Here is an 11,887-nt window from a genome sequence, read left to right as displayed (position 1 = left end):
GCGGCCCGTGATTCAAGCCGACCTCCTCCTCTCCCACGCCTCCTCGCCCGTCCGGACTGCTGAGCGCGCCTCATGACGCGCCTCGCCGTCGCCCAGTTGTTGAGAACCTCCACCAGCATCCGCGTGCTGGTGCTGGTGCTGCTCGGCCTCGCCTTCATCGGCTGGATCTTCATCGAAGCGGGAGCGGTCACCACGCGCGAACATCTGCGTTACGCCCGCGATCTGCGCGAGATTCGCCAACTCGACGCCGAACTCGACACCGCCGCCGTCGCCCGGCGCCTGGGCGATGCGGATCCGGGCTGGACCGAGGTCGATGCACGCACCGTGCGCATCCGAGCGCTGATCAAGGCGCTGCGCGCCACGCCCACCTTCCTGGACAGTGCAGACACGATGCGGGTGCTCGTTCAGATCCAGCGTTACGTAGAACTGCAGGACCGCAAGCAGGCCCTGATCGACACGCTGCGCCAGGAACTCGGCGCCAGCGCGAACGAGCGTACCGAGCGCGCAGGCCCCGAGGCCAAGGAAGACGATGCGGCTGCGGCGCTCGCGCGTCGCCGGCACCTGGACGCCATCACACATGAGCTCCTCGGGCTGGCTACGGCACGACAGGGTGAATTGCTGGTCACGACCTACACGGCGGGTTACGAAGCGGCGACGGCGCGAATGCAGACGCATCGCGTGCTTCTTCTGCTGGTAGCACTGAGTCTGGGCCTTTACCTGCTTGTCACCGCCATCCGCCTGCGCAAGGCCACGCTCGCCGTGTCCGAGACCAATGCGGATCTCGCTCACAAGATCACTGCCCTCAAGCATGCCGAAGGCGAACTCAGGCGCTATGCCACGGTGTTCACCAATTCCAGCGAGGGCATGCTGATCACCGACGCGCAGGCGGTAATCATCGCGGTCAATCCTGCATTCACCCGCATCACCGGCTACAGCCTGGACGACGTCATCGGCCATTCGCCGGCCATCCTCAACTCCGGGCGCCAGGACGCCGGCTTCTATCGCCGCATGTGGACCGCGATCGATAGCCGCGGCCAATGGCAGGGCGAGATCTGGAATCGCCGGCGCAACGGCTCGATCTATCCGGAGTGGCTGTCGATCACCGCCGTGCGCAGTGCCGAGGGGGAGGCGCTCAACTACATCGGCATCTTCTCGGACATCACCGAGCGCAAGGAAGCCGAGGCGCGCATCCTGCATCTGGCGCACCACGACCCACTGACGAATTTGCCCAACCGCGCCCTGCTGCAAGACCGATTGCACCAAGTCCTGCTGCAGGCCCGGCGCGACAAGTGTGGCCTCGCCGTGCTGCTGCTCGACCTCGACCGCTTCAAGACCATCAACGACACGCTCGGCCACGAGAGCGGCGACGGCCTGCTGCTGCAGATCACCGAGCGCTGCCGCGCCGCCATCAGCGAAACCGACACGCTCGCGCGCCTGAGCGGTGACGAATTCGTGTTCGTGCTCCCCGATGCGGGCAACGCGCAGGATGCGGCCACGGTCGCGCGCCGGATCCTCGATGCGGTAGCCCTGCCCTGCCAGCTCGGCGAGCACCGCATCACCGTCACCGCCAGCATCGGCATCGCGCTCTACGACCAGGACGGCGGCACGGAATCGATCCTGCTGCGCAACGCCGATGCCGCCATGCATCGTGCCAAGCAAGCCGGCCGCAACGGCTTCGAGTTCTACTCGGCGGAGATGAGCACCGCCTCGCTCGGCCAGTTGCTGCTCGAGAACCAGTTGCGCGGCGCCACCGATCGCGGCGAATTGCTGCTGCACTATCAGCCCAAGGTGTGCGCACGCAGCGGGCGCCTGCTCGGCCTCGAGGCCTTGCTGCGCTGGCAGCACCCTGAGCTCGGCATGGTGGCGCCCGGGCGCTTCATCCCGCTGGCCGAGGAAACCGGCCTCATCAACGTGATCGGCGACTGGGTGCTTGACGAGGCCTGCCGCCAGCAGCGCGCGTGGCTGGACGCGGGGCTGGAGGTGGTGCCGATCGCCGTGAACCTGTCTGCGCAACAGCTGGCTCAGCTGAATTTCGTCTCGCGCGTGGCCCGAGCCATCGACAGCGCCGGGCTCGCGCGCAGCCTGATCGAGCTCGAGCTGACCGAAACCATGCTGATGCGCGACATCGATCGCACCATTCACACCCTGATCCGCCTTCGCGACATGGGCGTGCGGCTGTCGATCGACGACTTCGGCACCGGCTACTCTTCGCTGAACTACCTGCGCCAGTTCCCGGTCAATGCGCTCAAGATCGACCGCAGCTTCGTCAGCGACATCAGCACCGCAGGCACCGAGGGCAAGATCGCCGCCGCCATCATTGGCATGGCGCACAGCCTGGGCCTGGAAGCGATCGCCGAGGGTGTGGAAACCAAGGCACAGCGCAACTTCCTGACCGCCCAGGGTTGCCACCAGTTGCAGGGCTACCTCATCAGCCGCCCGGTGCCGGCTGCGGAGATCGAAACGCGCCTTTCCACCGCCCGCCCCGCCTCCGGAGAAAACTCATGAGCTCCAGCCTGTACGACATCGAAGTCGAACGCCTTGCCGGCGGCACCACCACGCTCGGTGAATACGCCGGCAAGGTGCTGCTGATCGTCAACACCGCCAGCCAGTGCGGCCTCACCCCGCATTACGCTGGCCTGGAAAAGCTGTACCAGACCTACAAGGACCGCGGCCTGGTCGTGCTCGGCTTTCCGTGCAACCAGTTCGGCGCCCAGGAGCCGGGCAGCGCAGAAGAGATCGGCGCCTTCTGCGCGAAGAACTACAGTGTCAGCTTCCCGCTGTTCGCCAAGATCGACGTCAACGGCGACGGCGCCCATCCGCTGTACAAGCACCTCAAGCAGCACGCCAAGGGCATCCTCGGCACCGAGGCAATCAAGTGGAACTTCACCAAGTTCCTCGTCAGCCCCGACGGCGAGCGCATCGAACGCTACGCGCCGACGACCACGCCGGAGGAACTGGTGAAGGATATCGAGGCGATGCTGTAGCGAAGGAGACCGCGTGCGCAGGCCCGGATGCGCGTGCGCCAACGCGAAGGGCGCACGCGCCCGACACGATTCAAGGCGTCACGAGTTCGGCCGAAGGGAAATACTGCCGGTACTTGCGCGGATCACGCGTCAGGATCGGCCAGCCTTCCACTGCCGCATGGGCGCCGATGAAGAAATCCGCCAGCACGTTGGGGCGCTGGCCACCGTTCTTGCGGTACGCCACGAACGCCTTCCCTGCGAGAAAGAGCGCCGGCCTGGGGATCTCGCAGACATCGACACCGAAGCCCCCTACCGCCTCATCGAGCGCCTCGACCGTCGAAAAGGTCAAGGAAAGTTCGGCATAGATGACCGGATTGATCGCGAATCGGTGCAGTTGCGATTGCTGGCGCAGCATGGCGATGGACCAATCCGCCCAATGCGGGTCGTCTTCCAGCACATCGATCAGCACGTTGGTGTCGACCAACAGCATCAGTCGTCGCCACGCAACAATGTCATCAGTTCGTCCGTCCGCCACTTGACGTCGGCCTTGCCGCGCAAGCGTTCGAAGCGACCGTTCTCTTCGCGCAACGCACCGGGCCGCGTCAAGACAATCTCGCCTTCACGGTTGATGCGGAACTCGATCGCGCAGCCGGGCTCGAGGTGCAGCGCGTCGCGGATGTGCTTGGGGATCGTCACCTGCCCCTTGCTCGTCAGTGTGGTGCGCATGTCGATTCCCTCCATCCTGCATTTCTTACAAACAGTTGAAGCGTAATACCCCTATCAGGTAGCCGCAAGTTCCATGCGTGCCTGCGGCCGTCCAGTCGGGTAAACTCCAGCCTTTTCTGCCTTACCGAACACCGCCAACGAGGTACCCGTAGTGGCCCAATACGTCATGTCGATGCTGCGCGTGAGCAAGATCGTTCCGCCCAAGCGTCAGATCATCAAGGACATTTCCCTCTCCTTCTTCCCCGGCGCCAAGATCGGCCTGCTCGGCCTCAACGGCTCGGGCAAGTCCACCGTGCTGCGCATCATGGCCGGCGTGGATAAGGAATACGACGGCGAGGTGCAGTGGCTCGCCGGCCAGCGTATCGGCTACCTGCCGCAGGAACCCGAGCTCGACGCCACCAAGACCGTCAAGGAAGAGGTCGAGTCCGCGCTCGGCGAGATCATGGAAGCGCGCGTGAAGCTCGAAGCGGTGTACGCCGCCTACGCCGAGCCCGACGCCGACTTCGACAAGCTCGCCGAGGAGCAGGCGAAGTACGAGAACATCCTGGCCACCGCCGGCAGCGACGTCGAGACCCAGATGGAGATCGCCGCCGACGCGCTGCGCCTGCCGCCCTGGGACGCGGTGATCGGCAAACTGTCAGGTGGCGAGAAGCGCCGCGTGGCGCTGTGCAAGCTGCTGCTGTCCAAGCCCGACATGCTGCTGCTGGACGAACCGACCAACCACCTCGACGCCGAATCGGTCGAGTGGCTGGAGCAGTTCCTCACCCGCTTCCCCGGCACAGTGGTGGCCGTCACCCACGACCGCTACTTCCTCGACAACGCCGCCGAGTGGATCCTCGAACTCGACCGCGGCCACGGCATCCCGTGGAAGGGCAACTACTCGTCGTGGCTGGAGCAGAAGGGCGACCGCCTGGCGCAGGAATCCAAGCAGGAAGCCGCGCACCAGAAGGCGATGAAGACCGAACTGGAATGGGCGCGCTCCAACCCGAAGGCACGCCAGGCCAAGTCGAAGGCGCGCCTGGCGCGCTACGAGGAGATGGCGAGCGTCGAATACCAGCGCCGCAACGAGACCCAGGAGATCTTCATCCCGCCCGGCGAGCGCCTCGGCGACAAGGTCATCGAGTTCCACGGCGTCAGCAAGGCCTTCGGCGACAAGCTGCTGATGGACAACGTCAGCTTCAGCATTCCGGCGGGCGCCATCGTCGGCATCATCGGCCCCAACGGCGCGGGCAAGTCGACCCTGTTCAAGATGATCGAAGGTCGCGACACGCCGGATTCGGGCGAGGTCGAGATCGGCGCCACGGTGAAGATCGCCGCGGTTGACCAGACCCGCGAGGGCCTGGCCAACGACAAGACCGTGTTCGAGACGATCTCGGACGGCGCCGACATCCTCACCGTCGGCCGCTTCGAGATGCCCAGCCGCGCCTACCTGGGCCGCTTCAACTTCAAGGGCGGCGATCAGCAGAAGATCGTCGGCAATCTGTCGGGCGGCGAGCGCGGGCGCCTGCACCTGGCCAAGACCCTGATCCAGGGCGGCAACGTGCTGCTGCTCGACGAACCGTCCAACGACCTCGACGTGGAAACGCTGCGCGCGCTCGAAGATGCGCTGCTCGAGTTCGCCGGCTGCGCGCTGGTGATCTCGCACGACCGCTGGTTCCTCGACCGCATCTGCACCCACATCCTGGCAGCCGAAGGCGATTCGCAGTGGTTCTTCTTCGAAGGCAACTACCAGGAGTATGAAGAGGACAAGCGCAAGCGCCTGGGCGAGGAAGGTGCCAAGCCCAAGCGCATCCGCTACAAGCCGATCGCACGCTGACCGCCTCTTTTACTGCGTCATCCCACCTCGAAGCCCGCTGCAGCGATCCTGCAGCGGGCTTTTTCGTTCCCGGCGTCGCACAGCCAGTGGGGGCAGCTTTCCGTGGGAGCGCCATAACGCAATTTGCATATTGACTATGCATTTCTCATTTGACATCATCATGCCCACTTCATCCACGGACGGCACGATCATGTCAGCACCCGCAAAGCAGCGCATCCGGCACCTTACCCGGCACCAGACCCAGCGCGGTCAAGGCATGACCGAGTACATCATCATCGTCGCGATGATCGCGGTCGCCGCGATCGCGGTGTATCAATACTTCGGCCAGACCGTCCGTAACCAGACCGCCGCCATTGCGCAGGAGCTGTCCGGCAAGGACGGCACCGCGGCCAAGACCGCGGCGCAGACCGCCTCCGACAAGGCCAGGACAGTCGGCGACCAGAAGCACACCCTCGACACCTATGTGAACCAGGTCGGCAAGTAGGCAGGCCGACCAACACCCTGCGGCAGGACCGCTGCAGGGTGGACATGGACGCGATGGGAGCGACGGGGGCGATGCACGAAAACGATTTGAGACCACAACGAGGGCAAATCCTGCCCCTCGCGCTCGTCCTGCTCATCGCCGTTGCCGCCACCCTCTTCTACATGTTCAACATCGGCCAGCTCGTGCAGGAAAAGCTGCGCCTCACCAATACCGCCGACGCGGTCGCCTACAGCGCGGGCGTGTTCGAGGCGCGCTTGCTCAACTACGACGCCTACGCCAACCGCGCGATCATCGCCAACCAGATCGCGATCGGGCAGGCGGTGGGGCTGGCCTCGTGGGCGAAATACATGGGCACCTCGGCGAGCACGATCGGCCCATACCTGCATCTGATCCCCGGGGTCGGCAACGCACTCGCGCAGGCAATGGCGCATTTCGAGTCGATCATGGACACGCTCACCCCTGCGCTGGCCGGTGCGGTCGGGCGCCATGACGCAGCAATACAGGCCCTGGCGCTGTCGCAACAGTTCATGCACGGCCCTGGAGACGCACCTGCCGTGGCAAGCCGCCTTGCCCTGATGCAACGCGTCGCCCATGACAACGACCCGCAAGTGGTCGTCGACCCGTTACCGATCGGCGACGACCTCGTGAGCTTCACCCGCTCCTACGCCACGCGCGACGAGCGCCGCCGCATGGGCACGCTGGTCCATGACAGCCGCGAAACCTTCCTGCAAAGCCGCAACTGGAACTTCGGCCTCGTCGTGCTGTGCCACGGCATCGAGTTGCGCAAGCGCGGCAGCACCGAGCTGATCGACCTGATCGATGGCTGGAAGTCCATGGATACGCTCTCTGCGCATCACCACCGTGTGCGCCGCTGGCGTTGCCGGCGCAGCGAGCGGCCGATCGGCTACGGCTCGGCCATGTCCGATGACGAACTGACCGATGGCGCCTACAGCTACGCCGGCTCGCGCAACACCAATCCGCGAGCCAGTTTGCGCGCCGAGTCACCCGACGGCGTCGCCATCGGTTTCGACCCATCACCCGCCCCTTCGGGCGGCGGCGCCATCCCCACCTTCCGCGAACTGTCGCACCGTGCGCTGGCAATGGCCGACCCCACGACCCGGCTCACCATCCGTGTCACCAAATCCGCCGCCGCACAGCGCTTCTCGGGCGGCGCGAGCAGCGTCAAGCCGGCCGGACAGCTGCAACTCTACGACGGCGCGATGGTGGGCGGGGTCAGTGCGGCGATCTCGAGCGTGGAAGTCTTCTTCGAACGTCCCGATGCCGGCAACACCCGCCATCCCGGGCGCAACGAGCTCGGCAGCCTCTTCAACCCCTACTGGCAGGCACGCCTCGCGCCGGTGTCCGCCGCGGCTCGCGCCCAGGCGCAGTTGCGCCAGGGCGGTGTCCAGCTCCCATGACGCATCACTTCGATCACATGCACTCGCTGCCCCGCCGCGCATGGCGCCCGCTTCGCTGCCGTTTTCGCCGCCGTTTGACCCTGCACATCGCTGCTGCGCTGTTGACGACGGCCACCAGCGCCACTGCCACAGATGCCATCGAAGGCGGCTACGAGATTCATCGCCAGGGCGAAGTGCCGACGGCGCGTGAAGTCGCCCATCTCCAAGTCCCTGGCGCCCAGGGGGTCTGCGCTCGCGAAGGCATCCCGTTCAGATTCAGTGGCGATCTCGACACCGTAGGCAACTTCGAAATCATCGAGCATCACCACCCGGGCCTGCGCAAGTCGTCGATCGTCACGCGCAGGACGGAGCTCACCCATCTCTCACTGTGTCACCTGGAAGTGCGCCAACGCCAGGTCACCAGGATCAGTCATTACGGCGAAAAGGCCCGAACGGTATTCACGCACGAGATCGACCCCAGAGTCGGCTCTCGGCCCTGGGGTCGTCGCACCGATCCCCATCTGGACCGCGAAACGATCGACCTGCTACGCGAAGCCCTCTCGCTGGACAACCTCGTTCCGCAGGAACTGCGTGCGGGGGACGTCACCGTCGCAACCGCACCCGGCCTCGACAAGGACCGCATTGCAGGGCGGGAATGCCACTGGGTCCACACGCCGCCCCCTCTCGAGAGCCACAGCTGCATGCTGCGCGAGGGCATCGGCATGCCGATCAACGAGAGTCTGAGCGCCGAATACGGCGGCGTGGTCGACGGGCGCCCGATCGTGCTCATCCGGTCGAAGGTGGTGCGCTTCGACGGTCCGATCGCGATTCCGTCGAGCGTGTTCGAGCCCGGCGAACACACTTCGCTCGACGATCCGCCCCCGAACGCGACCACGAAATGGTGCGCGCAGGAGGCGGCGCGCACGGGCACGAACCCCTGCGCAGACGCGGACGACGGGCTTGATGATGTCGATGACGCCGCCTTCGAGGACGGCGACGACGCGCTCGTCACCCACTTCAATGCCTTGATCCAGGAATGGTGCGCCGTCGAGGCCAAACGCAGCGGCGGCACCCCCTGCCATGCGGACGGCCCCGGTCTCTCCGACCCCCGAATCCGCCAGTCGATGGCCGCGTGGTGCGCAGAAGAGGCGACCCGCACCGGCGTCAACCGATGCGAACGAGGCAGCCATGCACGCACCCGTGACTAGGCGGCCCTCAACCGCGCAAGGCGTGAGCGGTCAGTCCACCGTCGAATTCCTGGTACTGGCCCTGGTGCTGCTGCCGCTGTTTATGATCGTACCGCTGCTGGGCAAGCAGCTCGACATCGCACAGACGACCGCCAGCGCGAGCCGCTATGTGGCCTTCGAGGGCATGGTCCACCACGGCAGCAGCCTGCAGGCGTGGAAATCCGATGCCCAATTGGCCGACGAGGTGCGACGGCGCTTCTTCAGCGCCAGCGCCGCGCCGGTCAAGACCGGCGACGTGGCGGGCGATTTTGCTGCCCACCGCAACCCCTTGTGGTCCGATCACCGTGGCGATGCGCTGCTGCCGTCGTTCGCCACCCATGTCGGCGCCGCCAGTCAGCGCACTGTCCTGACGCAGCCGACGGGCGCGGTGTTCGCGTCGGGCATGGGCCTGGATGCACATAACCTGCACACCGGCTTGGTGCGGGTGGAGGTCGCAGACGTAGCCGGCCTCGCCCCCTTCGATGCGCTCGGCCTGTCGATCGAGCGCCACACCACGGTGCTGGTCGATCCATGGTCCGCATCCGGACCGGCGGCGGTGCGAAGCGCATTGCGCCGAGAGCGCTGGAGCCTCGAGAGCCACTTCCCGTTCGGCCTGCTGGAAGCCACCGTCTCGCCCTTGAAACTCATCCCGCTCGTGCTGGAAGGCGCCCAACTCCCCGAGATCGGCCGCGTCGACCCCGATTTCGTCCCGACGGATCGCATCCGATGAAGTGCACATTCGCCCTGCTCGTGCTGTTCGCCGCGGCGGCCCCATCCGTCGCCCTCGCCAGCACATGGCCGACACTCGCTCACCCGCGAGACGCCCACATCGAACCCATAGGCGAGCGCGTCCGCGTAAACGGCGTGCCGATGCGCCTCACGCGAGTGATCACCGCGCTCCCGGCCGACGCCGCGGCCGCCCACTACCAGCGCGCGCTGGGCGCCCCGGTCGCGAGCTCGCAGACGGGCCACACCCAGGTGCTGGCAAAGGCGCGCGGCGATCTCTTCATCACGGTCAGCATCGCGCCGCTGCCGGACGGGCGCAGCGAGGTGCTGACCGCTGTCGCCGACAGCCGAGCCGCACGCGAGGGCGCCGGCCGGCCCCTCGGGCTCACCCTGCCTGCGGGCTCCGAGCTGCTCTCGGACATGGAGTCGATCGACGGCGGCCTCGCCTCGCGCCAGCTCGTGCTCATCAACCCGCACAGCCTGCGCACCAACCTGGATCGCTTGTCCGCAAGCCTCGCAGACCGCGGACTGCGTCCCGACGGCCCACCGCTCGCCAACGACGACGACGCGCTCGCGCAGGCCTTCAGCGGCGCCGCGGGCGAGGCGCAGCTCGTCCTCGTGCGGCGCGACGGCACCACCAGCGCCGTGCTCACCCTGCTCTCGAGGCAGCCATGACACACCACCGCAAAATCTTCGCGCGCGGACAGGCGCTCGCCGAATACCTCGCCGCCCTGCTGGTGTTGGCGATGCTCATCGGCTTCGGGCTGGGCGACGAGGGCTCGGTTGTCGACACCCTGCTCGCCGCCGTTCGCACCGCCTTCGACCGCCAGAGCGGCTTCATCTCCCTCCCTTTGTAAGCACACAAGATGGCCACGAACACGCCCAACCCCGCCAGCCCGCCCAGCACGCGCAACACGCGCAACACGCGCAAGAACTGGCTCGTCCTCGCCGTCGCGCTCGCACTGGGCGGGCTCGCCGCCTACGCCGCAAGCAACTACCTGTCCGAGCGGATGGCCGAGATCGACGCACGCGCAACCGAGGTCGACACGGTGCAGGTCGTCGTCGCCAAGACCAGCCTGCCGGCGGGCACGTCGATCACGGCGGACTCCGTGGCCGTGCGCGAGATCCCGCGCACCTGGGCGCATTCCGGCGCGATCGCGCCCGACCAGTACAGCCGCGCCGAGAGCCTCGCGCTCGCCTATCCCGCCGCGGCCGGCGAGCCGATCCTGTGGGCGCAGCTCGAGGGGCGGCGCGCGCCCACCTTCTCGGCCCGCCTGCAATCGGGCCAGCGCGCGGTCACCGTGCCGGTGGACGAGATCAGCTCGCTGTCGGGCATGGTCGAGCCGGGCGACCGCATCGACATCGTCGTCTCGGCGCGCGACGAGACGCGCAGCTTCACCTTCACGCTGCTGCAGAACGTCGCCGTGCTCGCCACCGGCAGCCACGCCGACCCCGAGGCGCGCGATGCCCAAGGCCAGGTCCGCAGCTACACCACCATCACGCTGGACACCTCGCCCGAGGACGCCAAGCGCGTCATCGCCGCGCGCGAGGTGGGCCGCGTCACCGCGCTGCTGCGCGCGCCCGGCGACCTCGCCGCCGTATCGGGCGCCATCACGGACGCACGCAAGCTGCTCGGCCTGCCGGCCGGCGACGGCAAGGGCATCAGCTCGGTGCCGGTGATCTACGGCGGCGGCCCGATCACCAGCGGGCTGAAGATGATGTCGCGCGCCGAGGCGCCAGAAGACTGATTCAGTTTTTTCGCCCAGCCCCGCGACCACGACCATCCCGCGCCTCCCCGAGCCCTCCTCCCCGAGCCCTCCTCCACCCATCCCGACCGACCCGATGCGCCGCCTGCTCCGAACCCTGCTCCCCCTCCTCGCGTTGTGCTTCGCGCCCGCCACCCTCGCTGCTGCCATGCCCGAGCTCACGATGTTCCAGGGCGAAACCCGCGTCCTCGCCGAACCCAACGCCGGGCGCCTGGCGGTGGGCAACGGCAAGGTGCTGTCGGCCGCGGTGCTCGACGACCGCGAGGTCCTGCTCATCGCCAACGACGTCGGCGTGTCCTCGCTGCACATCTGGACCGCCCATGGCCGCAACCGCCGGGTCAAGGTCAACGTGGTCCCTGCCGAGACCCCGCGCGTCAATCGCGAGATCGCCGCCTTCCTCGCCAACATCCCCAACGCGCGCAGCGCGGTCATCGGCGACAAGGTCGTGGTCGAAGGCGACAGCCTCAGCAACCGCGACCAGGCGCGCATCGAAGAGCTCGCCAGGCGTTATCCGCAGATCATCAACTTCACCAACCCGGTCGGCTGGGAAAAGATGATCGTCATGGACGTCCAGATCGTGGAGTTCCCGATCAACATGCTGCGCGAGGTCGGGCTGGCCTGGAACGCCACCGGCGGCGCGGCCATCGGCGGCATCTGGATGCCCGGCCGGCGCGGCAATGCGCCGCTGCAGATCGACCTGCGCGCCGGCAGCGAGAACGCGCCGCCCATCATCAACCCCGACGGCAGCGGCGGGCCGGTGCCGCTCAGCTCCAGCCTCAACGT

At 67.0% G+C, this 11,887-nt stretch carries 13 protein-coding genes; 11 read left to right on the top strand and 2 right to left on the bottom strand.

Going from position 1 to position 11,887, the window contains the following annotated elements; all coding sequences use genetic code 11:
• The first annotated feature begins 72 nt into the window (after positions 1 to 72).
• Together RBT54_RS14635 and RBT54_RS14630 are read left to right on the top strand one after the other, a co-directional pair.
• Positions 73 to 2,505 carry an EAL domain-containing protein gene (locus RBT54_RS14635; RefSeq protein ID WP_320367794.1) on the top strand — a complete coding sequence of 811 codons (2,433 nt, stop codon included), beginning with the start codon at positions 73 to 75 and terminating at the stop codon, positions 2,503 to 2,505.
• Positions 2,502 to 2,984, top strand: a complete 483-nt coding sequence (locus RBT54_RS14630) for a glutathione peroxidase (protein ID WP_320367793.1) — start codon at positions 2,502 to 2,504, stop codon at positions 2,982 to 2,984. The genes RBT54_RS14635 and RBT54_RS14630 overlap by 4 nt, the downstream gene beginning before the upstream one ends.
• A 70-nt stretch (positions 2,985 to 3,054) precedes the next feature.
• On the opposite strand, the gene RBT54_RS14625 is transcribed toward RBT54_RS14630, so the two are convergent.
• Positions 3,055 to 3,453 carry a type II toxin-antitoxin system VapC family toxin gene (locus RBT54_RS14625; RefSeq protein WP_320367792.1) on the bottom strand — a complete coding sequence of 133 codons (399 nt, stop codon included), beginning with the start codon at positions 3,451 to 3,453 and terminating at the stop codon, positions 3,055 to 3,057.
• The gene (locus RBT54_RS14620; protein WP_320367791.1) at positions 3,453 to 3,689 is read right to left on the bottom strand and encodes an AbrB/MazE/SpoVT family DNA-binding domain-containing protein; all 237 of its coding nucleotides are present in this window, start codon (positions 3,687 to 3,689) and stop codon (positions 3,453 to 3,455) included. The genes RBT54_RS14625 and RBT54_RS14620 overlap by 1 nt, the downstream gene beginning before the upstream one ends.
• A gap of 151 nt (positions 3,690 to 3,840) precedes the next feature.
• On the opposite strand from RBT54_RS14620, the gene ettA reads away from it, so the two are divergent.
• From ettA to RBT54_RS14575, 9 genes are all read left to right on the top strand, one after another.
• A complete protein-coding gene (ettA, locus tag RBT54_RS14615; protein ID WP_320367790.1) occupies positions 3,841 to 5,505 on the top strand; it encodes an energy-dependent translational throttle protein EttA in 1,665 nt (554 codons plus the stop codon).
• 160 nt (positions 5,506 to 5,665) lie between these two features.
• A complete protein-coding gene (locus RBT54_RS14610; protein ID WP_320367789.1) occupies positions 5,666 to 5,989 on the top strand; it encodes a hypothetical protein in 324 nt (107 codons plus the stop codon).
• Positions 5,990 to 6,075: 86 nt separating this feature from the next.
• Complete coding sequence (locus RBT54_RS14605) at positions 6,076 to 7,407, top strand: pilus assembly protein TadG-related protein (RefSeq protein WP_320367788.1); 1,332 nt, start codon at positions 6,076 to 6,078, stop codon at positions 7,405 to 7,407.
• Positions 7,404 to 8,594, top strand: coding sequence for a hypothetical protein (locus RBT54_RS14600; protein ID WP_320367787.1), 1,191 nt, complete (start codon positions 7,404 to 7,406; stop codon positions 8,592 to 8,594). The genes RBT54_RS14605 and RBT54_RS14600 overlap by 4 nt, the downstream gene beginning before the upstream one ends.
• Positions 8,595 to 8,616: 22 nt before the next feature.
• Entirely contained in the window at positions 8,617 to 9,342 is a 726-nt protein-coding gene (locus RBT54_RS14595) for a hypothetical protein (RefSeq protein ID WP_320367786.1), read from the top strand.
• Positions 9,339 to 10,013: a hypothetical protein gene (locus tag RBT54_RS14590; protein ID WP_320367785.1), complete on the top strand. Its 675-nt coding sequence runs from the start codon at positions 9,339 to 9,341 to the stop codon at positions 10,011 to 10,013. Before RBT54_RS14595 ends, RBT54_RS14590 begins: the two co-directional genes overlap by 4 nt.
• Positions 10,010 to 10,195 (top strand): hypothetical protein, encoded by a 186-nt coding sequence (locus RBT54_RS14585; RefSeq protein WP_320367784.1) that lies wholly within the window; start codon positions 10,010 to 10,012, stop codon positions 10,193 to 10,195. Before RBT54_RS14590 ends, RBT54_RS14585 begins: the two co-directional genes overlap by 4 nt.
• Positions 10,196 to 10,204: 9 nt before the next feature.
• Positions 10,205 to 11,086, top strand: a complete 882-nt coding sequence (gene cpaB, locus RBT54_RS14580) for a Flp pilus assembly protein CpaB (RefSeq protein WP_320367783.1) — start codon at positions 10,205 to 10,207, stop codon at positions 11,084 to 11,086.
• 94 nt (positions 11,087 to 11,180) lie between these two features.
• Positions 11,181 to 11,887, top strand: a 707-nt coding sequence (locus RBT54_RS14575; RefSeq protein ID WP_320367782.1) for a pilus assembly protein N-terminal domain-containing protein, incomplete at its 3' end; no start/stop codon positions are given.

It is taken from the genome of Thauera sp., assembly GCF_034003485.1.
Classification (GTDB): Bacteria; Pseudomonadota; Gammaproteobacteria; order Burkholderiales; family Rhodocyclaceae; genus Thauera.
This window is presented reverse-complemented; position numbering and strand designations above follow the sequence as displayed.

Excerpts from the sequence above, each read along its gene's own strand:
- RBT54_RS14635 (WP_320367794.1), top strand. The coding sequence starts at position 73 with ATGACGCGCCTCGCCGTCGCCCAGTTGTTGAGAACCTCCACCAGCATC.
- RBT54_RS14630 (WP_320367793.1), top strand. The coding sequence starts at position 2,502 with ATGAGCTCCAGCCTGTACGACATCGAAGTCGAACGCCTTGCCGGCGGC.
- RBT54_RS14625 (WP_320367792.1), bottom strand. The coding sequence starts at position 3,453 with ATGCTGTTGGTCGACACCAACGTGCTGATCGATGTGCTGGAAGACGAC.
- RBT54_RS14620 (WP_320367791.1), bottom strand. The coding sequence starts at position 3,689 with ATGCGCACCACACTGACGAGCAAGGGGCAGGTGACGATCCCCAAGCAC.
- RBT54_RS14610 (WP_320367789.1), top strand. The coding sequence starts at position 5,666 with ATGCCCACTTCATCCACGGACGGCACGATCATGTCAGCACCCGCAAAG.
- RBT54_RS14600 (WP_320367787.1), top strand. The coding sequence starts at position 7,404 with ATGACGCATCACTTCGATCACATGCACTCGCTGCCCCGCCGCGCATGG.
- RBT54_RS14590 (WP_320367785.1), top strand. The coding sequence starts at position 9,339 with ATGAAGTGCACATTCGCCCTGCTCGTGCTGTTCGCCGCGGCGGCCCCA.
- RBT54_RS14585 (WP_320367784.1), top strand. The coding sequence starts at position 10,010 with ATGACACACCACCGCAAAATCTTCGCGCGCGGACAGGCGCTCGCCGAA.
- cpaB (WP_320367783.1), top strand. The coding sequence starts at position 10,205 with ATGGCCACGAACACGCCCAACCCCGCCAGCCCGCCCAGCACGCGCAAC.